Source organism: Exiguobacterium undae DSM 14481 (assembly GCF_000620805.1).
GTDB classification, from domain to species: Bacteria; Bacillota; Bacilli; order Exiguobacteriales; family Exiguobacteriaceae; genus Exiguobacterium_A; species Exiguobacterium_A undae.
The window spans coordinates 1,103,860-1,125,367 of record NZ_KK211187.1; the positions used below are offsets into that span (position 1 = coordinate 1,103,860).

21 protein-coding genes and 1 other annotated feature are annotated in these 21,508 nt (G+C 44.1%); of the genes, 15 read left to right on the plus strand and 6 right to left on the minus strand.

The annotated features are described in order from the left end of the window. Positions 1-123: 123 nt before the first annotated feature. Positions 124-1,770 carry a peptide ABC transporter substrate-binding protein gene (locus P397_RS0106195; RefSeq protein ID WP_028105941.1) on the plus strand — a complete coding sequence of 549 codons (1,647 nt, stop codon included), beginning with the start codon at positions 124-126 and terminating at the stop codon, positions 1,768-1,770. 118 nt (positions 1,771-1,888) lie between these two features. On the opposite strand, the gene trpS is transcribed toward P397_RS0106195, so the two are convergent. Continuing rightward, on the minus strand, positions 1,889-2,890 hold the full coding sequence (gene trpS / locus P397_RS0106200; RefSeq protein ID WP_028105942.1) for a tryptophan--tRNA ligase: 1,002 nt from the start codon (positions 2,888-2,890) through the stop codon (positions 1,889-1,891). A 59-nt stretch (positions 2,891-2,949) separates the two neighbouring features. Then, positions 2,950-3,154: a binding site (T-box leader), on the minus strand. A 56-nt stretch (positions 3,155-3,210) separates the two neighbouring features. Next, positions 3,211-3,591 carry a DUF3899 domain-containing protein gene (locus P397_RS0106205; RefSeq protein ID WP_028105943.1) on the minus strand — a complete coding sequence of 127 codons (381 nt, stop codon included), beginning with the start codon at positions 3,589-3,591 and terminating at the stop codon, positions 3,211-3,213. A gap of 272 nt (positions 3,592-3,863) precedes the next feature. Here P397_RS0106205 and P397_RS0106210 point away from each other — a divergent pair, with 272 nt between their 5' ends. The 5 genes from P397_RS0106210 (at position 3,864) to P397_RS0106230 (ending at position 9,826) form a co-directional block, all read left to right on the plus strand. Then, positions 3,864-5,480 (plus strand): peptide ABC transporter substrate-binding protein, encoded by a 1,617-nt coding sequence (locus P397_RS0106210; protein ID WP_028105944.1) that lies wholly within the window; start codon positions 3,864-3,866, stop codon positions 5,478-5,480. 334 nt (positions 5,481-5,814) lie between these two features. Then, a complete protein-coding gene (gene opp3b / locus P397_RS0106215) occupies positions 5,815-6,741 on the plus strand; it encodes an oligopeptide ABC transporter permease (RefSeq protein WP_028105945.1) in 927 nt (308 codons plus the stop codon). Continuing rightward, positions 6,741-7,772, plus strand: coding sequence for an oligopeptide ABC transporter permease (opp3C, locus tag P397_RS0106220; RefSeq protein ID WP_028105946.1), 1,032 nt, complete (start codon positions 6,741-6,743; stop codon positions 7,770-7,772). Before opp3b ends, opp3C begins: the two co-directional genes overlap by 1 nt. 27 nt (positions 7,773-7,799) lie before the next feature. Next, complete coding sequence (locus P397_RS0106225; RefSeq protein ID WP_026832472.1) at positions 7,800-8,873, plus strand: ABC transporter ATP-binding protein; 1,074 nt, start codon at positions 7,800-7,802, stop codon at positions 8,871-8,873. Further along, positions 8,873-9,826, plus strand: coding sequence for an ABC transporter ATP-binding protein (locus P397_RS0106230; protein ID WP_026832473.1), 954 nt, complete (start codon positions 8,873-8,875; stop codon positions 9,824-9,826). Before P397_RS0106225 ends, P397_RS0106230 begins: the two co-directional genes overlap by 1 nt. A gap of 44 nt (positions 9,827-9,870) precedes the next feature. Here the strand turns inward: P397_RS0106230 and P397_RS0106235 are convergent, their stop codons facing one another. Then, positions 9,871-10,407 carry an HD domain-containing protein gene (locus P397_RS0106235; protein WP_028105947.1) on the minus strand — a complete coding sequence of 179 codons (537 nt, stop codon included), beginning with the start codon at positions 10,405-10,407 and terminating at the stop codon, positions 9,871-9,873. 219 nt (positions 10,408-10,626) lie between these two features. Here P397_RS0106235 and P397_RS17970 point away from each other — a divergent pair, with 219 nt between their 5' ends. From P397_RS17970 to mecA, 3 genes are all read left to right on the plus strand, one after another. After that, a complete protein-coding gene (locus P397_RS17970; protein ID WP_012370921.1) occupies positions 10,627-10,764 on the plus strand; it encodes a hypothetical protein in 138 nt (45 codons plus the stop codon). Between the two features lie 174 nt (positions 10,765-10,938). Further along, positions 10,939-11,337, plus strand: coding sequence for a transcriptional regulator SpxA (gene spxA / locus P397_RS0106245; protein ID WP_012370920.1), 399 nt, complete (start codon positions 10,939-10,941; stop codon positions 11,335-11,337). A gap of 169 nt (positions 11,338-11,506) precedes the next feature. Then, a complete protein-coding gene (gene mecA / locus P397_RS0106250; protein ID WP_028105948.1) occupies positions 11,507-12,133 on the plus strand; it encodes an adaptor protein MecA in 627 nt (208 codons plus the stop codon). 82 nt (positions 12,134-12,215) lie between these two features. On the opposite strand, the gene P397_RS0106255 is transcribed toward mecA, so the two are convergent. Beyond that, positions 12,216-12,938, minus strand: a complete 723-nt coding sequence (locus P397_RS0106255) for an SDR family NAD(P)-dependent oxidoreductase (protein WP_028105949.1) — start codon at positions 12,936-12,938, stop codon at positions 12,216-12,218. A gap of 58 nt (positions 12,939-12,996) precedes the next feature. Here P397_RS0106255 and cls point away from each other — a divergent pair, with 58 nt between their 5' ends. Genes cls through pepF form a run of 3 tightly spaced genes read left to right on the plus strand, consistent with a single transcriptional unit; the run spans position 12,997 to position 17,417 of the window. Continuing rightward, complete coding sequence (cls, locus tag P397_RS0106260) at positions 12,997-14,508, plus strand: cardiolipin synthase (RefSeq protein WP_028105950.1); 1,512 nt, start codon at positions 12,997-12,999, stop codon at positions 14,506-14,508. A gap of 33 nt (positions 14,509-14,541) precedes the next feature. Beyond that, positions 14,542-15,609: a competence protein CoiA family protein gene (locus tag P397_RS0106265; RefSeq protein WP_028105951.1), complete on the plus strand. Its 1,068-nt coding sequence runs from the start codon at positions 14,542-14,544 to the stop codon at positions 15,607-15,609. A gap of 5 nt (positions 15,610-15,614) precedes the next feature. After that, a complete protein-coding gene (pepF, locus tag P397_RS0106270; RefSeq protein ID WP_028105952.1) occupies positions 15,615-17,417 on the plus strand; it encodes an oligoendopeptidase F in 1,803 nt (600 codons plus the stop codon). A 165-nt stretch (positions 17,418-17,582) separates the two neighbouring features. Here pepF and P397_RS0106275 read toward each other — a convergent pair whose 3' ends face one another. Then, positions 17,583-18,374 carry a DsbA family protein gene (locus P397_RS0106275; RefSeq protein ID WP_028105953.1) on the minus strand — a complete coding sequence of 264 codons (792 nt, stop codon included), beginning with the start codon at positions 18,372-18,374 and terminating at the stop codon, positions 17,583-17,585. A 91-nt stretch (positions 18,375-18,465) separates the two neighbouring features. Then, positions 18,466-19,041 (minus strand): CYTH domain-containing protein, encoded by a 576-nt coding sequence (locus P397_RS0106280; protein WP_026832481.1) that lies wholly within the window; start codon positions 19,039-19,041, stop codon positions 18,466-18,468. A 105-nt stretch (positions 19,042-19,146) separates the two neighbouring features. On the opposite strand from P397_RS0106280, the gene P397_RS0106285 reads away from it, so the two are divergent. The 3 genes from P397_RS0106285 to P397_RS0106295 are packed head-to-tail and all read left to right on the plus strand — an operon-like array spanning position 19,147 to position 21,504. Beyond that, positions 19,147-19,797: a GTP pyrophosphokinase gene (locus P397_RS0106285; RefSeq protein ID WP_026832482.1), complete on the plus strand. Its 651-nt coding sequence runs from the start codon at positions 19,147-19,149 to the stop codon at positions 19,795-19,797. Between the two features lie 10 nt (positions 19,798-19,807). Next, positions 19,808-20,611, plus strand: coding sequence for an NAD kinase (locus P397_RS0106290; protein WP_028105954.1), 804 nt, complete (start codon positions 19,808-19,810; stop codon positions 20,609-20,611). 14 nt (positions 20,612-20,625) lie between these two features. After that, positions 20,626-21,504, plus strand: a complete 879-nt coding sequence (locus P397_RS0106295; RefSeq protein ID WP_026832484.1) for an RluA family pseudouridine synthase — start codon at positions 20,626-20,628, stop codon at positions 21,502-21,504. Positions 21,505-21,508: the final 4 nt, after the last annotated feature.

The window sequence follows — 21,508 nt, forward strand, 5'->3', positions numbered from 1 at the left end:
AATTATCAGAACATTGTAAACTATTTGTAACGAAGGGTTTTGAACGAATAGAAATAACGTTTTTTTTTTCGCTCAAAAACCTCAGATTACTAGCTTTGGAAATTTTAGGGGGGTCATCGTATCATGAAAAAGAAAAGTTTTGCACTCGCTACGTCTGTAGCGCTCGTATCAAGCGCATTCCTCGCGGCTTGTTCGACGACTGATTCAAATGACACATCATCGGGCGATAACAGTTCGGACAAAAAATCAAGTGAGCAAACGCTAAACTTGATCGAAGCATCGGATATTCCGACACTTAACCCAACAACTTCTACGGATGCTGTGTCGTTCAACGTCTTGAACAACACGATGGAAGGTCTTTACCGTTTAGATGAAAAGCAACAGCCAATTCCGGGTATTGCGGAAAGCCACACAGTTTCAGACGACAAGTTGACGTACACGTTCAAATTACGTGATGCGAAATGGTCAGACGGTACAGCGATCACGGCAAAAGACTTCGAGTACGCTTGGAAAGAAGTTCTGAATCCGGACAACGCTTCTCAGTATGCATATGTCTTCTACAACATCGAAGGCGCTGAAGAATATAACACGAAAAAAGGCGAGCGTGATGCGGTTGGCGTCAAGGCTGTCGACGACAAGACATTCGAAGTTAAATTAAAAGCACCTGCTGATTACTTCCTCGGCTTAACTGGATTCGGTCCATTCATGCCGAAATCAGAAGAACTATCGAAGAAAATCGGTAAGGACTTTGGTTCGACTGCTGATAAAGCACTTTACAACGGACCATTCAAATTAACAGAATGGACACGTGAACAAGGCTGGAAAATGGTCAAAAACGATAACTACTGGGATAAAGACAGCGTGAAGCTGAACACGATCAACGTGAAGGTCGTTAAAGAAACGGCTACAGGTGTTAACCTTTACGAAAAAGGAGATATCGATCGTACCGGTCTATCTTCCGAGTTCGTTGCCCAGTTCCAAGATAGCGAAGAGTTCAAAACTAAAGGGGAATCAACAATCTTCTACCTTTACTTGAATACAAAAGTCAAAGCATTGAACAATGAAAAAATCCGTCGTGCAATCGACATGGGTTACAATAAAAAAGGAATCACAGACGTCATCTTGGCGAACGGTTCGATTCCGGCGAACTTCCTAGTACCAAAAGATTTCGCGAAGGATGAAGAAGGAAAAGACTTCCGTGAAAAGTACCCGACATTCAACGAGTACAATGCAGACGAAGCGAAAAAACTTTGGGAAGAGGGCTTAAAAGAAATCGGTCAAGACTCGGTTGAACTTGAGCTTCTGAACTATGACAGTGATGATGCGAAGAAAATCGGTGAGTTCTTGAAAGGTGAGCTTGAGAAGAACCTTCCAGGCATGAAAGTCACGATCAAGCAACAACCGTTCAAAAACAAGCTGGATCTCGAAAACAAAGGCGACTTTGAGTTCTCATTCGCCGGCTGGGGTCCTGACTACCAAGATCCAATGACGTTCCTCGATCTCTTCTTGACTGACGGACCATACAACCGTGGTAAGTGGTCGGATAAAGAGTACGATAAACTCATCAACGATGCGAAGACACAAACGGATGCTACAAAACGTTGGTCAGAGCTTCAAGAAGCAGAGAAAATCCTTCTTGATTCTGCAGCGATTTCACCTGTTTATCAGCGTGGACGTGCATTTATGGTCAAACCATACGTTAAAGGAATTGTCGAACATAACTTCGGCGCAGACTTCTCGTACAAATGGGCTTCAATCGAAGGTAAATAAGTATCAAAAGCGTTCCCGTAACCGGGAGCGCTTTTTTGGTTTGTAATCACTTAAACGTGAACATCAAAAAAACATCACTTCTTAAAAGAACAAGAAGTGATGTAAAAAGAAAAGACAATTATTTTTTTACTTTGGCACGTTTACGTTGAAGTCCCATCGCTTTTTCCACTTTCGCCAGTTTGCGTGAAGCGACGAACTCCGCTTTATCACGACCTTGATCTAAAATCAGATCAAGTTCTTCGGAATCAATCAAGTCATGGTACCGTTTTTGGATCGGCTCCAGCTCAGCGATGATGACTTCAGCGACGTCTGCTTTGAAGACACCATAATTTTGACCGGCATACTTCGCTTCCAATTCTTTAATCGAAAGATTCGCCAGTAAAGAGTAGATTTCGAGTAAGTTGGACACACCCGGTTTGTTTTCACGGTCAAATCTTACAATGCCTTCCGAGTCGGTTACGGCTGATTTGATTTTTTTGCGGATGACATCCGGTGCATCAAGCATCGAGATATATCCTTTTGGATTCGTATCGGTTTTTGACATCTTTTTCTCAGGAGTCGTTAAGCTCATGATCCGCGCACCGGTCTCTGCGATAACGGGTTCCGGCATCTTAAACGTCTCGTAATAACGGCTGTTAAAACGTTGCGCCAAATCCCGCGTCAATTCGATATGTTGTTTTTGGTCGTCACCGACCGGAACAAGTTCTGCGTCATATAAAAGAATATCCGCGGCCATCAATGTCGGATAAACGAATAATCCAGCGCCAATCCGGTCTTTTCCTTGTGACTTGTCCTTGTATTGTGTCATCCGTTCCAGTTCGCCCATACCTGAGAGACAAGTTAACATCCACCCTAGTTGCGCATGTGCTTTTACTTCGGATTGGACAAAAATCGTTGCTTTCTCCGGATCGAGTCCACTTGCGATGTATAGAGCGGCAAGAGCCCGTGTGTTGTTCATTAATTCAACCCGGTCGATTTCAACCGTGATGGAGTGGAGATCGACGATGCAGTAATACGCGTCATGTTCGTCTTGTAAATTAACAAAATGTTTCATGGCTCCAATGTAATTTCCGAGTGTCACCGTCCCGGTCGGCTTAATGCCTGAGAAAATTGTTTTCATGTGAACCCCTCCAAAAAAATAAAATAAAATAAAAAAAGATGACTCGTCCCTTGAATTATTCAAGGGACGAGTCATCGCGTTGCCACCCAAGTTGCTAGAAAACTAGCCGCTCAATTGCTATAACGGGCAAACCCGTCTGATTCTATCTGAGTTCGAATCAGCCACTCCAAAGTCCATTCGATCTGCACCAACTGTCCATTTCCACCAGCCATGGACTCTCTGTAAGTGGTTAGCAGATGTACTACTCTTCTTCACTGTGTTCTCGTATATCGTTATTCCTACTTTACCATAGGTGGATTCAAGACGTCATCTAAATTCGGTCAGATGAAAGAGATCAGTAACGAGACAACGATACAAAGGAAGCCGCTCGAGAGATAGGGGAGTGTCCGGTTGGAAGCACGTTTTTGCTTCGCCTCCAGAATTTCATTTTCCTCGTCTTCATCTTCATAGTAATCTCCATCCACTTCTCGTAATTTTGCTTCCCGTTGTTTTTTGAAGCCGGCCGTGATGCCTTTGAAAAAACCATTGGCTGACATGTTAGAGAAAAAACCAATCGCAAGTAACAGAAAACCGGCAATGAATAAGCCTCCTGACAAGTGATAGAGAAACGAATGCGTAGCATCCGTGACGACTGCCCATGTCGTATAGATCACTGTTAAGACTAAGGCGATCAGTAAAGGACGTACTACTTTATTTGACATGATAAAACCTCCTGAACCAAGATGATACTTTTATTATACGCAAAGGCCCTATTTGTTACGACTCTGAAAGATTCACAGTCTATAAAATAGCAAATAGTGTGACTATTCACTTGACGTTATTGTTATTCTCACATAAAATCAATTTATCACTTCGTTTAAGTTTTTGAAACTAGGTCAATGCGTTTTGGGGAACGTAATTTTAGTTTCGACGAGATGTCTAAAAATCGCTTACACATGGCGGTTTTGAAAATGGAAAAGGAGATGACTCACCGATGAATAAAAAAACAGTCGGTCTCGCGTTATCAGTTATGCTTGCAGGAAGTGTTGTACTTGCAGGTTGTTCAACAACAGGTGACGGAGATAAAGATGCAGGTTCTTCTGAAGGCAAAAAAGTATTACGTTTGACGGATACGTCGGATATTACGACAGTTGATCCGGCACAAGCAACGGATGCTGTCGCATTCAACATGATCGGCAACACGATGGAAGGACTCTACCGATTAGACAAAGACGGTAAAGCGATTCCAGCACTTGCAGAAAAAACAGATATCTCAAGTGACAATCTCACATACACGTTTACACTCCGTGACTCAAAATGGTCAGACGGTACACCGGTTAAAGCACAAGATTTTGAATTTGCTTGGAAACGTGCTGTTGATCCAAAAACAGCTTCAGGATATGCGTATATCTTTGACACAGTGAAAAACGGGTCAGATGTTTCGCAAGGAAAAAAACCTGTTGATGAGTTAGGTGTCAAAGCGATTGACGATAAGACACTTGAAGTAAAACTCGAGCGTCCAGCACCGTACTTCCTTTCACTCACATCGTTTGGAACATATACACCGATCAGTGAAGATTTCTACAACAAAAACAAAAAAGATTTCTCATTGCAACCGGATAAACTGCTTTACAATGGTCCTTTCGTTTGGACATCTTGGAAAACGGATTCAAAACGTGTTCTGACGAAAAACGAAAACTACTGGGATAAAGATGCCGTTAAACTGGATGAAGTCTCAATCCGTGTCGTTAAAGATACATCAACGGTTGCCAATCTTTATGATACAGACGAAATCGATTATGCAGGACTCACTTCTGAGCAAGTGGCGACTTACGAATCAAAACCTGAATTCAAGACAGCTCTTCGTTCTTCAATCGCCTACTTGAAATTCAACAATGAAGATGCGGCGATGAAAAATGCGGATGCGCGTAAAGCCATTGCACGCGCCATCGATCCAAAAGGAATCACAGATACATTACTTGCGAACGGATCGATTCCGACAACAAGTTTCATTCCTAAAGAATTCATCAAGGATGATGCTGGTAAAGACTACACAAGCGACATCAACTGGTTTGACCGTGATGCAAAAGAAGCAGCAGATCTTTGGAAAAAAGCAAACGGTGATAAGAAAACAACGATTGAACTCTTATCATTTGATAGCGAAGATGCGAAAAAAGTCGGTGAATACATGAAGGGACAAATTGAAAAAAACCTTCCAAACGTCACTGTAACAATCAAACAACAACCGTTTAAAAACAAGCTTGATTTAGAAGCAAAAGGTGATTACCAAATGTCTTACGCGCTTTGGGGTCCGGATTACCAAGATCCAATGTCAAACTTGTCGATCTTTGAATCAACAAACAGTCAAAATGACGTTAACTACAAATCGTCTGCATATGATAAATTGTTGAACGCTGCAAACGAAGAATCAGATGTAGCAAAACGTCTTGATCTCTTTAAACAAGCGGAATCACAATTGATTGAGAAAGACCAAGCCATCGCACCGATCTACCAAGCAGGTGCTGCTTACTTGAGCCGTCCATCAGTCAAAGACTTTAACCGCCAAGTATTTGGTGCTGACTTCCAGTACAAGTACGTTGATGTGAAGTAATTGAAAAACGGAGCGTCCTTGAAACTTATTCAAGGAACGCTCCTGTTTTATACGTCTTTTTCTGAACGGTAACTCATTTTCAATGAAATGTGAACTTTTTGTAAAAAAGATGTTCTAATTACTTTGTTAGCAAAGTATAATGGAATCAAACGAAAAATTCTGAAATATTGGTTAACTGTGAAAAAACAGCAGCCAGGGGGGCATCAATCAGTCCGAAATAAAAAGAATTTAAATTTTTATGACAAAATTCTTGAATGTTCCGACAATTTTGGGTCATACTGATTTTATTGATGTTTCGAAAAAAACAGAAAAATCTTTATAGGGGGTGCCATCTATGGGCCGTTATTTAGCTCAACGCCTTGTTTACGGCGTACTGACGTTTTTACTCATCGCTTCGTTCACTTTCTTCTTAATGGATCTGTTACCGGGTTCACCGTTCCAAAACCAGGAGAAACTTTCTCCTGAACAGTTGGAAATCCTTCGGGATAAGTACAACTTGAATGATCCGCTTCCACAACGTTACGCGGCATACATGGTTAACTTAGTTCAAGGAGACCTCGGAGTATCGTTTAAGTACGATAGTCGTCCAGTCACAGACTTAATCATGGAACGAATCGGACCTTCGGCTCAATTAGGAGTTCAAGCACTTGTATTAGGTGTCTTGCTTGGTCTTGTACTAGGTGTTGTTGCAGCACTTCGTCACAACACAGCGGTTGACTACGGTGCGATGTTCATCTCAGTACTCGGGATTTCCGTGCCATCATTCGTATTTGCGTCACTTCTTCAATATTATATCGGAGTGAAATGGGGCGTGTTGCCAGTTGCTTTCTGGGAAAGTCCAGCACATACGATTTTACCGACGATTTCCTTATCGCTTGGTGTAACGGCATCGATTGCCCGATTTGTTCGGACTGAGATGCTTGAGGTTACAGGTCAAGACTACGTGACACTTGCTAAGGCAAAAGGCCTAGACGGTCAATCAATCACGTGGAAACACATGGTTCGTAACGCTTTGATTCCGGCAATCACGATTCTTGGACCAATGACTGCAGCTTTGATCACAGGAACTTTTGTTATCGAAAAAATCTTCGCAGTACCTGGTCTTGGCGAATTGTTCGTTTCGTCAATCACACAAAATGACTATACAGTTATCATGGGGACAACACTCTTCTTCTCAGCAGTGTTCATCTTGATGATTTTGATCGTCGATATTCTATACGGTGTCGTTGATCCACGGATTCGTTTGGGGGGTAGCAAATAATGGCAGAGCAAAATTCAAACGCAAAAGCGGAACAGTTCGACTCGTCGTTGTTCCAACCAGTTGAATTTAATGAACAAGCGGGAGAGCGGATTGCCGGAAAAAGTTTAAACTTCTGGCAAGATGCTTGGACACGCCTTCGTAAAAACAAAGCGGCAATCATGTCACTCGTGATTATCATCATCATTGCACTCTTATCAATCTTTGGTCCAATGATCTCTGGTAGAGATGCATATACCCAAGAAATCACACAAGCTAAACTTCCACCAAAAGTAACAGGTCTTGAATGGGCTGGTTTTGATGGAATGGCAACGCTTGGTGAAAAGCCGATCGATTTTTATGAAACGAAACAAGTAGAAGAAAACTTCTGGTTTGGTACCGATCATCTGGGTCGTGACTTATGGTCACGTGTCTGGGAAGGAACACGCGTATCACTTTTCATTGGTCTTGTTGCGGCAATCATTGACGTCATCGTCGGTGTCACATACGGTGGGATTTCAGCTTATTATGGTGGACGTGTCGATAACATCATGCAACGGATTGCAGAAATTCTGACAGGTATTCCGAACTTGATCTTGATCATTCTCTTTATCTTGATTCTGGAACCGGGGATTACGACCATTATCCTCGCGATGACCATTACCGGCTGGATTGGGATGAGTCGACTTGTTCGCGGACAAATCCTGAAACTTAAGAACCAAGAGTTTGTTCTCGCAGCGCGTACACTTGGTGCTTCTAGCGCACGTTTAGTCTTCAAACACTTGATTCCAAATACACTTGGTACGATCATCATCTCGCTTATGTTCACGATTCCGGGTGCGATTTTCTTCGAAGCCTTCCTAAGCTTCATTGGACTTGGTCTCGCACCACCACAACCGTCACTTGGTACACTGATCAATGAAGGGTATAAAGAATTAAAAACATTCCCTTACTTGCTCGTTATTCCATCGACAGTACTTGTACTTGTCATGATCAGCTTTAACATGCTGGCAGACGGACTACGCGATGCGTTTGATCCACGTCTACGTCGCTAACGGAAATAAGAGAGGAGTTCATCCACAATGGAAACTATTTTATCAGTACGCGACTTGACTGTCGCTTTCCATACGTATGCTGGGACGGTACAAGCCGTCCGTGGCGTATCGTTTGATTTGAAAAAAGGCGAAACACTCGCCATCGTAGGTGAATCCGGTTCTGGTAAATCGGTTACCTCAAAAGCCATCATGCGTTTGATTCCAAATCCTCCAGGTGAGATCACAAAAGGTGAGATCATGTTTGAAGGGCGCGATCTAGTCAAACTGTCGGACAAAGAGATGCAAAAAGTCCGTGGACGTGACATCGCGATGATTTTCCAAGATCCGATGACATCCCTCAACCCGACGATGACAATCTTCAAACAGATTGCTGAAGGATTGAAACGTCACCAAGGATTAACAGGGGACGCAGCTAAAAAACGTACACTTGAATTATTGACACTCGTCGGGATTCCGAACCCGGAAGCGCGTCTGAAACAATACCCGCACCAATTGTCAGGTGGTATGCGTCAACGGATCGTTATCGCAATCGCACTGGCTTGTAATCCAAAAGTCTTGATTGCCGATGAGCCGACAACAGCACTTGACGTAACGATTCAAGCTCAGATTCTTGAATTGTTAAAGGACATTCAGCAAAAAACGGGTACAGCCATCATCTTCATCACGCACGATCTTGGTGTCGTAGCGAACATGGCTGACCGTGTAGCGGTTATGTATGCCGGGAAATTGATTGAAAAAGGAACGGTTGATGAAATTTTCTATGAGCCGCGTCACCCGTACACATGGGGATTGCTCGGTTCGATGCCGCGTCCGTCTGATGATCGTTCGCAAGACTTGCCGGCGATTCCAGGAACGCCACCAAACTTGCTTCATCCACCGGTCGGTGATGCCTTCGCACCACGTAACCAGTACGCGATGAAGATTGATTTCGAGAAAGAACCTCCGTTCTTCCCGATTACGGATACACACGAAGCGGCAACGTGGTTGTTGCATCCACAAGCACCTTATGTAGAACCACCAGTAGCCATCCGCGATCTTGCGCTGAAGTATCGCCCTGATAGCACATTCGCGAAAGCGCTTCTGAAAGGCGGTCTTAAGTAATGGAGAATCGTAATAAACTACTTGAAGTAAAAAACTTAAAACAACACTTTAACATCGGTCGTGGTCGCGTCGTGAAAGCTGTCGACGGACTGTCGTTTGATATCTATGAAGGAGAAGTACTTGGTCTTGTTGGTGAGTCTGGTTGTGGTAAATCGACGACTGGACGTTCAATCATCGGTTTGTACGATGCGACAGACGGAGAAGTACTTTTCAAAGGTGAGAATGTTCACGCTAAAAAATCACGTAAAGAAAAATTAAAATTCAACCGTTCGATGCAAATGATTTTCCAAGATCCATATGCATCGCTGAACCCACGGATGACGGTCGGGGACATCATTGCGGAAGGAATCGATATCCACGGTCTTGCTAACTCGAAAGACGAGCGGAACAACCGGGTATATGATCTTCTGGAAACTGTTGGTCTGACAAAAGAACACGCCAGCCGTTACCCGCACGAATTCTCAGGCGGACAACGTCAACGGATCGGGATTGCCCGTGCACTAGCGGTTGAGCCGGACTTCATCATTGCCGATGAGCCGATCTCTGCTCTTGATGTATCGATCCAAGCACAGGTTGTCAATTTGATGAAACAATTGCAACGTGACCGCAGTCTGACGTATCTTTTCATCGCCCACGACTTGTCGATGGTTAAATACATCTCAGACCGGATCGGTGTCATGTATCAAGGTCACCTCGTTGAATTGTGTGATGCGGATCGTCTGTATGAGAATCCTGTTCACGCCTACACGAAATCGTTGTTATCTGCGATTCCACTTCCGGACCCGGAGCATGAACGGACGCGTAAGCGGATCATTTATGACCGTCCGACAGGTGGAGCGGTCGGGAAGTCGAGTGAAGACTCAAGCATCCCGCCGTTGCGCGAAATCGAGCCTGGTCATTACGTCTCGATGACGGATGCAGAACTCGAAGCATATCAAGCACAACTCGTATAAGCCAAACAAAAAAGGCATTCCTGAATATTCGGGAATGCCTTTTTTTAGTTTTCAGAAGCGATGCGCGGCAAGTTGTTGAAGCGGTGAACAACAGAATCGATTGCGTGCAGTCGTTGAACGGCTTCCTCAAAAGGAATTTTTTCATAATGATGAAGACCACCCGGTTGTTCCTCCAAGGTATCTGCTTCATGGACAAGCTGTTGCAGCGGTGTCCGATTGATCGAGCCCGGCGGAAGGTAAGAATCCGTATGCAACAGGACGGCAAGGGCAATCTCCTTCGCCCGTTCCGGTTCTTCGCCAAGGCGGATTAACAATTTGTGCGCGCGCTCAGCACCTTTGATGGCATGAATGTCATTTTGACGGTAGAGATCGTAGTTCCATGTTCCGTCGGTGTACCATTCATAATGTCCGATATCATGAAGAAGGGCCGCCTTTGTTGCTGTATCCGCATCCAGACCACGTTGTGTGGCAAGCGTTAAAGCGCGTTCGGCGACGGAAATCGCATGATTCAAACCCGAGCGATCCAAATATTTTTGAGCGATTGGGTGTTCGATGATGGTAACAAGAGTGACTGACATAATGAAATGACTCCTTTCACGAGTAGGTATTTCTATACACTTTACGTGATGTTGAAGACAATTGCAACTATTTACTGAAGGGGAATCGACAATCTCACATAATTAATTGCCTGAAGTAGGAATAGAAATTAGGTAAACGTGGTATACTAAGTAATGTAGAAGATGATAATTTAGCTTTCGTTGGTTAACTGTTCTTTTTTCGGACCGAGTGAGGTGTCGGATATGAAAGAACGTGATAAAAAGAAAAAGTTGAAAAAACGCCTTTTGCGGGACATTTTCGAAAAAAAATTAAAAGAGATTAAACTCCCGAAAGCAAAAGAGACGATTTCTCAACCCTTTGATCACACACCAGCTTGCTGAAGCCACCTGGTGGCTCTGGCAAGTTTTTTTACGAAAAGTTCTTTCATCTCAAAACATATTGGGTTTTATTTTATTAAAAATCAATGTAAACTATCAAGTAATAGAATCATCAGCTGCTGCGCAACAGATGTTCGCAGGAGAAATGATGTGAAATCAGGGGGAGGATGTTTTTCAATGGTAACACTCTATACTTCACCAAGCTGTACTTCTTGTCGTAAAGCGCGCGCATGGCTTGAAGAACATGAAATCCCATTCGTGGAACGTAATATTTTCTCGGAACCATTATCGCTTGATGAGATCAAACAGATACTCCGGATGACAGAAGACGGAACGGATGAAATTATCTCGACCCGTTCAAAAGTCTTTTCAAAATTAGATGTATCGGTAGAAAATCTATCGTTACAACACTTGTATGATTTAATTCAAGAATATCCAGGATTGTTACGTCGTCCGATTTTAATTGACGAAAAACGTCTTCAAGTTGGATACAATGAAGATGAAATCCGCCGATTTTTACCACGTAAAGTCCGTACCTTCCAACTATTGGAAGCTCAGCGCCTTGTCAACGAATAATATACACCGAGCACGCTGCTTTCTGAGCAGTGTGCTTTTTGTTACCGCCTAAAAAGGTTAAAATAAAGATAACAAAGGAATATACCCTATATGTTTCATGATTCTTTTGAATCTATGTGAAGTGCTCGTTCGTATACTAGATAAGAGCGAGAGGAAAGGAGTGGACATATTGAAAATCGAACGCGTCAATGACAACACCGTCAAGTTCTTCATTACGTACACGGATATCGAACGCCGCGGCTTTGCCCGTGATGAGATTTGGTACAACCGTGAGCGTGGAGAACAGTTATTCTGGCAGATGATGGATGAAGCGAATGAAAAAGAGTCCATCTCCTTCGAAGGTCCACTATGGATACAAGTACAGGCATTTGAAAAAGGTCTAGAAGTCACTGTCACGATCGCTAAGACATCAGTCGATGGTGAACAAGTAGATGAAGAGGAACTGGATTCCCTACTCCGTTCCGCAATGTCTGATGCGGAAGAGAAAGAAACAGAACTCAGTCAAGACATCTTATTTGAAACAACGGATTTCGAGCATATCATTGCCCTTAGCCAATATGCAGAAGCACCTGTCTTCGAAGAACTCAATACCTCTCTGTATCAGAAAGATGGATTGTACCTGCTTCATCTTCATTTCAAGGATGCAACGGAAGTGGAAGAACAGGAAAATGTCATGAGTCTGATTGCGGAATACTTGAACTTCAGTGAACAAACGATTCATCCGGTAGCTGAGTACGGGAAAACAATTATTGCCGAAGATGTTTTTACCTTTGTCCGCAGTCATTTTCCAAAGTAAATCAGCAAACGCATAACACGCCATCAAAAAGGACTGCTCCTATACGTCAGGAAGCAGTCCTTTCTGGTGTAGAGATTCATCATCAGGTCAGCGTATAACCACCGTCGACGATTAACGTCTGTCCGTTGATGTAACTCGCTTTATCGGATAATAAGAAACAGACGACCTCCGCGATTTCGGATGGTTGGGCGGCTTGACCGCGCAAATGGTGTTTCATCGCCAAGTCGAATTTATCCTTTCCGCCATATAAAGAGTGGCTCAGCTTCGTATCGACCGGACCGGGACAGATGGCGTTAAAGCGGTATTTCCCGTGAAACCGAGCGGCATATGTTTTCGTAAGGGTGAGAAGGGCACTTTTGGAAGACGCGTACGGCAACAGCATGGCCGGGAACTTCACGTGACCGACGATCGCGCTGTTATTGACGATGGAGGCACCTTTTGTGAAACGTTTAACGGCGAGTTGAATGATTTGTTCCGGTGCATGATAATTGACTTGGAACACTTCTTTTTGCTGATCGGTTACGCGTTCCGGGGCCACTGGTTTTCCGAATGTACCGGCATTGTTAAAAATGCCATCAAGCGTCGGGAATTGTTCTTTTGTGTCTTCAAAGAATCGTTCGATCTCTTCAGGCACGGACAAATCGACCGGGAAAAAGCTGATGCGTCCATTTCCGTTCGTCTCCAGTTCCTTCCCGCTCGTTTCATTTCGTCCAAGTGCGAGGACCGTATGTCCTTCGCGCGCCAACTGTAAGGCTGTTGCTTCTCCAATTCCGCTTGTTGCACCAGTTACTAGATAAGTTTTCATACTTACTCTTCCCTTCTACATAAAGTATGTTCCATATCAAATCAAAGGAGGGGATCTCATGTTGCGGCGTGTCCAATTACTTATGACGTTACTACTGACGGTCAGCCTAATCGGTTTCCTTTCATATTACTGGAGTGTGTACATGGTAGGGTGGTTGTCCCTGATCATCATTCTGGTCGTACTGAGTGTTTTTGTCATCATCTTACTGGAGAATCGTAATCCGGAACGAACGCTTGTCTGGGCTCTTGTCATGATGGCACTCCCAGTCGTCGGTGTGTTTGTGTATTTTACCTTTGGTCAAAATTATAGACGAAAAAGAATGTTTCGTCTGAAAGCGATGCTCGATGAAGAGTCTTACATTAAATATCGTACCCAGTTTGATCATGGTGTACACAATCAAGTGTTCAAACATGGACATTACGCAAAGGTTGTTAAACTTATTGATTCGATCAGTCGTCTGCCGATTTCGTATAATAGCCATACGAAGGTGTTGACGAATGGACAAGAAAAATTTCCTTTGTTATTAACAGAAATCCGTCAGGCGGAGCATCATATTCACCTGCAGTATTATATCGTGCGGGATGATGAACTGGCGTTAGAGTTGCAGGCTGCTTTGATTGAACGGGCGCAAGCCGGTGTAGAAGTCCGTTTTTTGTATGATGCAGTCGGTTGCTTCTCGACTGATAAAGCGTATTTTAAAAAGATGGAGGCGGCAGGCATCGAAGTGCACGCGTTTTTCCCTGTCGTCCTGCCGTTCATCTCCAGTAAATCCAACTATCGCAACCACCGGAAAATCGTTGTCATCGATGGCACGGTCGCCTTTACGGGAGGCATCAACGTCGGCGATGAATACTTGGGAAAAGATAAGGCGTTTGGATTTTGGCGGGATACTCATCTGATTGTCCGCGGCGAAGCCGTTTCCGAACTCCAATTGATTTTTCTTCAGGATTGGTATTACATGACTGGAGAGCGGTTGTTTACCCCGTACTATATGAAACCGCTTGAAGTCATGGAGAACGCAACAGGAGGCGTACAGATCATCGCCAGTGGTCCGGATGAGCCGTATGAAACGATGAAGTCTCTGTACTTTGGTTTAATTACGGAAGCAAGACACTCTGTCTATATCGCCTCTCCTTATCTGATTCCAGATGAAGACTTGATGACAGCATTAAAAACGGCTGCGATGTCCGGAATCGATGTCCGAATCCTCCTGCCAAGTTTTCCGGATCATAAAATCGTTTTTTATGCGAGTCGTTCCTATTTTGATGACTTGTTGTTAGCGGGTGTAAAAATTTATGAATACAACAAAGGATTCATGCATTCCAAAGTCATTGTAGTGGATGACGCGATTGCGACAATTGGAACAGCCAACATGGATTTAAGAAGTTTTCACTTAAATTTTGAAGTCAACGCCTTTTTATACGGTACAAATTCCGTTCATGAATTGACCCGTGATTTTTATGAAGATTTTTCGAATTCTTCACAAGTCGAACGAAGTGTTTTTATTCGGAGAAGTTTCAGGCAACGGCTGGTCGAATCGATTTCCCGTTTATTCTCACCGTTGCTTTAACCTGTCATGCCACTGCTTAAAAGGAGGGGTAAGATGTTTGAAGCGATTGATGAACATGGTAATCGGATCAACAGTCAGCTGGAGACCGCACACTCATTGGCTCAAAAAATATTGTATTGCCCGTATTGTCGGACACGACTCCGGGTCAGGCAGGGGAAACGACGGTTGCATTTCGTCCACCTGACCTCGTGCACGGGCGAATCAACCGATCATGTATTTTGGAAAACATATCTGGCTGCTTATTTCCGAAAACTTCATTTCGAGGTCGAACTGGAAGCGGTTCGAGGAAAAAGAAGGTTTGATCTTTTGCTTCAGCCGGGAGCGATTGGAATTGAGATTCAACGCTCAAAAATGAGCGCGGACGAATGGAAACGAAGGGCCTTACTGGATCAGCAATCCGGTTATGAGGTGCGTTGGATTGGATTTCGTGACACGGAAGGACCGATTTTTCAAATGGATGCTTGGATGAAACAAGCCTTTTCCGAAGACGGTTACGTCGATGTCGTTGAAAAGGGGAGGATCGTCCGTTATACGTATCCACTTCCGTTTGCTCGGCGCGTTGCGTTTTGTCAACGCGTTTCGCTCACAGTGGACGGCTTTTTATCACCTTGCCCGATTCCCCGAAAGTTTCCTGAGCGCCAATGGGCGACGCTGGTTAAAAATTATCGGCTTCGCCCATTTTTTTCTTCTTTGCCTTCGCATTACTTGCGACACCCCCTTTATCAGTCCCGTCTTCACGTCTCCACAGTCCCCAGTTGGTGTTATCTTCCCTTGTCGAGCTTGATTTCCATTCCGATCCACCCCTTTGAACTGCAACTCGCTGCTTTTCTCCGGTTAAAGGACGACTATTCAGAACAGCGTTTAACGACTTTTCTTACATCCTGCCTGACTGAATGTCATATTGCTTACGAGTGGTCTTGTTTACATGAACTGATTCGTGAATGGCAGGCGATGATTGATTTTATTAAAAGAACACTCCCGGAACTTTTTAAGCAAGACTCTCTCGATTTAGCAGGACGCTTACAGGAAGATCAAAAATTAGCAGGAGCGCTTCGTTTGTTTGTCGAAAGGGAAACAGGTATAAATGAAGTAAAGGAGTGATTCAAATGGCAGAAGTATTAACCCGGAATGATGTGAATGTTGAAGAAACATGGAATTTAGAGTCCATTTACGAAACAAACGAGGCGTGGGAAGAGGAATTTGAATCGGTCAAAGCGATGCTTCCGTTACTTGTCGAGTACAAAGGGCGTCTGGCGCAGACGGATGCGATTTTATTTGAAGGACTACAGTTACGTGATGAGGTTTCAAGACGTCTGCATAAACTCTATACATACGCCCATATGCGTTACGATGAGAATACGGCAGACAGTTTCTATCAGGCGATGAATGACCGTGCCCGGACACTGGCGTCCCAAATTGGTGCCACGTTAGCATTCATGACGCCGGAGTTGTTGGAAGTACCGGAAGAAACAATCGCTTCCTACTTAGAGAAAAATCCGGATCTTGCATTATACCGTCATGCCTTCGATGAGTTGAACCGTGAGCGTGAACACGTCTTGTCAGAAGCGGAAGAGGCGATTTTAGCGAAAGCCGGTGAAGTTCTTGGTCAATCCGGAACGACGTTTGGCATGCTGAATAATGCGGACATGAAATTCCCGAAGATTAAAGGGGAAGACGGGGAAGAGACGGAGTTGACACACGGACGCTTTATCACGTTCATGGAGTCAAAGGACCGCTCTGTTCGTGAAGCCGCCTTTAAGGCCATGTACGGGACATACAGCCAGTACACAAACACGTTAGCCTCTACCTTAGCAGGATCGATCAAAAAGGATAACTTTTATGCAGAAGTCCGTAAGTTCAAAACGGCACGCGAATCGGCCTTACATGGAAATACGATTCCGGAACAAGTCTATGACGGCTTGATCGAAGCGGTTCACGAACATTTACCATTGTTACATCGTTATGTGGCGTTACGGAAACGAATCTTAGGTGTCGAAGAGCTGCATGTCTACGATATGTATACACCACTTGTGAGTGAAGTGGAAATGAAAGTCACGTACGAGGAAGCCAAACAATTGATGATCGATGGTCTTGCTCCACTCGGTGCGGAATATAAACATATCTTAGAAGACGGTTTGGCAAAACGTTGGGTGGATGTCCGGGAAACACGTGGTAAGCGGAGTGGTGCCTATTCTTCAGGCGCGTACGATACGCAACCGTTCATCTTGATGAACTGGCAAGACAACGTCAATAACCTGTTCACGTTAGCACACGAGTTTGGGCATTCCGTCCACAGTTACTATACACGTCAAAATCAGCCATATGCGTACGGTGACTACTCGATTTTTGTTGCGGAAGTCGCGTCGACAACAAACGAGGCACTGTTAAATGATTATCTGTTAAAACGGGTGACGGATAAAAATGAAAAACTGTATCTGTTGAACAATCAGTTGGAAACATTCCGTGGAACGTTGTTCCGACAAACGATGTTTGCTGAATTTGAACATCAAATTCATGAAGCAGCACGACTCGGTCAAGCGTTGACACCTGAGTTTTTAACAAAAACGTATTATGCACTCAATGAGACATATTTCGGAGACGGGATCGTTCTCGATGAAGAAATCGGATTAGAGTGGGCACGGATTCCACATTTCTATTACAACTATTATGTGTATCAGTATGCGACAGGTATTTCTGCGGCGGCAGCACTGACTTCACAAATTTTAGAAGAAGGACAACCCGCTGTCGACCGTTACATCAACAATTTCCTAAAGGCCGGATCGAGCGACTATCCGATTGAAGTATTAAAAGCAGCGGGAGTCGATATGACGACAAAAGCGCCGGTTGAAGCGGCACTGCGTCAATTCGAACGTGTATTGGATGAATTCGAGGCGTTACTTGGAGAATGACGAAATTGTGAATTTTTGAACAAAGGGATGGAGTTTTGAGAAAAGTTGATTTATACTAATCATGTGAAGAGGATCACATTCCCCTGTTTTTCTCTTTTCCCCCATCCAATGGTCATGAAGATGACAAAAAAGCCGTTCCACGAAAGTGGAAACGGCTTTTTTTTATTAAGCATGTGCTGAATCTTTCAAATGACGCCAAACTTTACCGTCACAGTAAGAAAGGGAAACACATTTTTGTTGAAGCATTAATTTTTTTAATTCATGTTCGACTTGTGCTTCTGTCGCATCATAGATAAAAGCGATCTCAGAAGTTGTTGCCGTATCATACCGTCTCAAGAACTGTTCGAGGGGAGGCTTTTCCTGTTTCTCGAAAGGCTGCTCCAATAATTCGTTTAGAATGGATACATAGATCAAATATTCATAATGACCTTCGGCTTTAATTGCTTCCTCATCACCAACAAAAGCGAGCGTCGGGAGAATTCTGACATCCCAGTCGGTAACCAGTTCCGTCTCTTTTTCAAGCATCAATTGAATCGTATCCGACTCAATATCTCGATGGAACTCTGCTAAATCCAGACCAAATTCTGTTAAGGCTTCCGCTAAATGCATTAAAGAGGTGCGTGAATAGGCACGCTCGCCTTCGACATTATGCAACATCCGCAAACGGCGCATGAAGCGCATGCCAAGCGGTTTTCCTTGTAGTTCAATCGCTTTTAAGATCAGCAGAGGCGACATATCACATGCCGAACGGGATGGGGCACAAGGAATCGTTGCAATCGTCCGTATGCGGAATAAATGACCGTATTCTAATTCTAATTTCTTGAGAACGGGAATCAACCGTAAACCATCCGTTTGTGTGACGTCTAGAAAATGATAAATTTCCAGAGGTTTCGTCGGTTGTTGAATTGATGGTTCGTCCAATGAACAATACGATCCGTTACATTGTTCGTGTTCCATCCGTTCACCCCTTTTCTGTTAATATCGTTACCCTATTTTAGCAACGAAAAAAAAGAAAGAGCAAAGGTTTTGCTTGTACATTTCTACACGATTAGCGTGAAAGCGCTTTAAGGTCCATGAAACGGACGATTTTATTTTTCGTTTGACGTTGTGGAATACCGTTTGATTGGAGTAAATCTTCAAATGCTTGTTTACCGGTTGCATAATCGGTTACCTCAAACTCTAGCTCATAATCGGTCACACCAAGATAACGACTTTTATCTAAAACAAGTAATCCTGCCTCTAGCTGCTGTTCAAACCGTTCTGTTTCAAGACGTCCTAAATGCTCAAGAGAAGCGGATAAGTTAAATTTTTCCAATTGTGATTTCATTTCGTTTGAATGAATCAGTCCGTACTGGAACAAATCTTCCGCCTCGGCTTCAGATAAAGAAACGTGTGTTTCAAGTAAACCATCGTCTTTGGGTTCTTTTAAGGTCAAGACAAGACCTGACTTTTTTTCACGGATTCTTAGAGCGGCACCGTGGTTTCGAAGTTCAAAAGCAGGCGTGTCAAAATAGTCGTTCGCTTGCCAAACAGAAGAGCTTTCTTTGTTGTAGTGTTCCATCAGTTGGTTGTATTCCGACTCTTGCAACAGGTTTTTAAATTCAATTTCCATTTCTTGTCTCATTTCTGACCACACCTTTCTAGTTGAATGCTTGAAAATATGATACCATGAATGATGTAAAGGAACGAATCGAACCAATAATTTAGACTAAAAGTGGTGACAACAACGATGACAAAAGAAAATTGGGATTTATTTCTCGCACCGTACCAAATCGCAGTGGATGAATTGAAGGTAAAGCTAAAAGCCATTCGAAAACAATTTCAACAACGTGGGGAACATTCACCGATTGAATTTGTCACAGGGCGTGTCAAACCTGTAAAGAGTATTTTACAGAAGGCAGAACGGAAATCGATTGAGATCGACTTGCTTGATCAAGATATGCAAGATATTGCAGGTCTTCGAATCATGTGTCAATTCGTGGACGACATCATCCATGTCTTAGAGTTGTTGCGGTCACGGGGAGATTTCAAGATTGTTGAAGAACGCAACTACATCACGCAAAAGAAAGAGAGTGGATACCGTTCGTATCACATCATCATCGCCTATCCGGTTCAAACGATTGAAGGAGAGGTTCCGACGCTTGTTGAGATTCAAATTCGGACACTTGCGATGAATTTTTGGGCGACGATTGAACATTCTCTAAACTATAAATACCAGGGCAATATTCCGGAAGAGACACGAGAACGATTACGGCGTGCGGCTGAAGCCGCTTTTCTGCTCGATGCGGAAATGAGTCAGCTGAAAGTAGAGATACAAGATGCGCAAGTCGTGTTACACGAACGACAAGCGACTGAAACTAAAAATCGATCGAAAGAGTAGGGGGATGACGATGCGTTTTGCGGTTACAGCGCGCGGGGATGAACGGTCTCACATGCTTAAGGAACAATTGGAACAAGCGTTGATGGAACGGGGAAGTCATCGAGACACCGTTACTCCGGAAATCGTGATTTCAATCGGTGGGGACGGGACGATGTTACAGGCTTTCCATTCCTATTTGGATCAAGTGGAGGACATTACGCTTGTCGGGATTCATACGGGGCATCTCGGTTTTTATGCCGATTGGAGACCGGAAGAGATGGGTGAGTTGATCCAGCACATTGCGGACAACAATGTCGCGACGGTCGAGTATCCGTTGCTTGAATTATCGATTGACTATGCGGATGGTTCGACGAATCAGTTGTTAGCACTTAACGAATGTACAATCAAAAGCTTCAACCAGACGTTAGTGTGTGACCTTTCGATCCGGGGGGAGTACTTTGAGACGTTTCGGGGGGATGGGTTATGCATCTCCACGCCATCCGGTTCGACAGCCTACAATAAGGCACTGGGTGGAGCGATCGTGCATCCGGCGTTAGAAGCGATTCAAATCACAGAGATGGCATCAATCAATAACCGGGTGTACCGGACGATTGGCTCCCCGATGTTGCTTCCAAAACATCATGACGTCGAAATCCGACCCGTTAATCCGATTGATTTTCAATTGACGTACGATCATTACGCTTCGATCGTGCATCAAAATGTCAAATCGATTCGTTGTCGTGTATCGGACAAAAAGGTGAAATTCGCCCGATTCCGTTCCTTCCCGTTTTGGCAGAGAGTAAGAGAATCATTTTTAGCAGAAGAAAGAAGTTAAACGAGGTAAATAGCATGGCATTTCAATTAAAAAAAGAAGTAACTAGGGAACAAGAGGGATGGAGTGTCAGTCATTTTTGCACCACATGCCTACATATCTCCCGCAAGATGCTTGTGTCGATCAAACATCATGGTGAGATCTTACGGAATGGTCAACATGTCAATGTCACGGAAACCGTCCACCCCGGAGATCAGATTCATGTCCACTTCCCGGAAGAACATCCTGCCGAAGATATGCACGCGACAAGTGGCGAGCTAGATGTCCTGTTCGAAGACGACTGGTTATTGATCGTCAACAAACCACCCGGGATGGCATCGATTCCCTCGCGCCTTCATCCAGAACGTTCTTTATCGAATTTTGTGCTTGGCTATTATCAACAACACAATATTCCTTATGCGATTCATATCGTCAATCGGCTGGATCGCGACACAAGTGGTCTGGTCGTCTTTGCTAAGCATGCGCTTGCGCACCACCAACTGAGTAAGATGCAACAAAATGGTCTGCTCGATCGGCGCTATGTCGCGTTGATTGAGGGACATCTTTCTCCCCAAACGATCAATCTTCCGATTGGTCAAACTGATCATTCCTTTATGGAACGAATGGTGCGGGAGGACGGACAACAGGCCATTACGCATATCTTGACGAGTGAACCCATCACTGCATTTTCTAAGGCACTTTCACGATTGACGATTAAATTAGAGACCGGTCGAACGCACCAAATTCGTGTCCATCTGGCAGCCTTGGGTCATCCCTTGGTCGGCGACACGATGTACCGGGGAACGCCTCTTATTCCACGACAAGCGTTACACAGTGCGTCCGCTACATTTCCACATCCCGCTACAGGTGAGCTGATGACATTCATTGCACCATTGCCGGACGATTTATCTGTTTAAACCA

Excerpts from the sequence above, each read along its gene's own strand:
- P397_RS0106195 (WP_028105941.1), top strand. The coding sequence starts at position 124 with ATGAAAAAGAAAAGTTTTGCACTCGCTACGTCTGTAGCGCTCGTATCA.
- trpS (WP_028105942.1), bottom strand. The coding sequence starts at position 2,890 with ATGAAAACAATTTTCTCAGGCATTAAGCCGACCGGGACGGTGACACTC.
- P397_RS0106205 (WP_028105943.1), bottom strand. The coding sequence starts at position 3,591 with ATGTCAAATAAAGTAGTACGTCCTTTACTGATCGCCTTAGTCTTAACA.
- P397_RS0106210 (WP_028105944.1), top strand. The coding sequence starts at position 3,864 with ATGAATAAAAAAACAGTCGGTCTCGCGTTATCAGTTATGCTTGCAGGA.
- opp3b (WP_028105945.1), top strand. The coding sequence starts at position 5,815 with ATGGGCCGTTATTTAGCTCAACGCCTTGTTTACGGCGTACTGACGTTT.
- opp3C (WP_028105946.1), top strand. The coding sequence starts at position 6,741 with ATGGCAGAGCAAAATTCAAACGCAAAAGCGGAACAGTTCGACTCGTCG.
- P397_RS0106225 (WP_026832472.1), top strand. The coding sequence starts at position 7,800 with ATGGAAACTATTTTATCAGTACGCGACTTGACTGTCGCTTTCCATACG.
- P397_RS0106230 (WP_026832473.1), top strand. The coding sequence starts at position 8,873 with ATGGAGAATCGTAATAAACTACTTGAAGTAAAAAACTTAAAACAACAC.
- P397_RS17970 (WP_012370921.1), top strand. The coding sequence starts at position 10,627 with ATGAAAGAACGTGATAAAAAGAAAAAGTTGAAAAAACGCCTTTTGCGG.
- spxA (WP_012370920.1), top strand. The coding sequence starts at position 10,939 with ATGGTAACACTCTATACTTCACCAAGCTGTACTTCTTGTCGTAAAGCG.
- P397_RS0106255 (WP_028105949.1), bottom strand. The coding sequence starts at position 12,938 with ATGAAAACTTATCTAGTAACTGGTGCAACAAGCGGAATTGGAGAAGCA.
- cls (WP_028105950.1), top strand. The coding sequence starts at position 12,997 with ATGTTGCGGCGTGTCCAATTACTTATGACGTTACTACTGACGGTCAGC.
- P397_RS0106265 (WP_028105951.1), top strand. The coding sequence starts at position 14,542 with ATGTTTGAAGCGATTGATGAACATGGTAATCGGATCAACAGTCAGCTG.
- pepF (WP_028105952.1), top strand. The coding sequence starts at position 15,615 with ATGGCAGAAGTATTAACCCGGAATGATGTGAATGTTGAAGAAACATGG.
- P397_RS0106275 (WP_028105953.1), bottom strand. The coding sequence starts at position 18,374 with ATGGAACACGAACAATGTAACGGATCGTATTGTTCATTGGACGAACCA.
- P397_RS0106280 (WP_026832481.1), bottom strand. The coding sequence starts at position 19,041 with ATGAGACAAGAAATGGAAATTGAATTTAAAAACCTGTTGCAAGAGTCG.
- P397_RS0106285 (WP_026832482.1), top strand. The coding sequence starts at position 19,147 with ATGACAAAAGAAAATTGGGATTTATTTCTCGCACCGTACCAAATCGCA.
- P397_RS0106290 (WP_028105954.1), top strand. The coding sequence starts at position 19,808 with ATGCGTTTTGCGGTTACAGCGCGCGGGGATGAACGGTCTCACATGCTT.
- P397_RS0106295 (WP_026832484.1), top strand. The coding sequence starts at position 20,626 with ATGGCATTTCAATTAAAAAAAGAAGTAACTAGGGAACAAGAGGGATGG.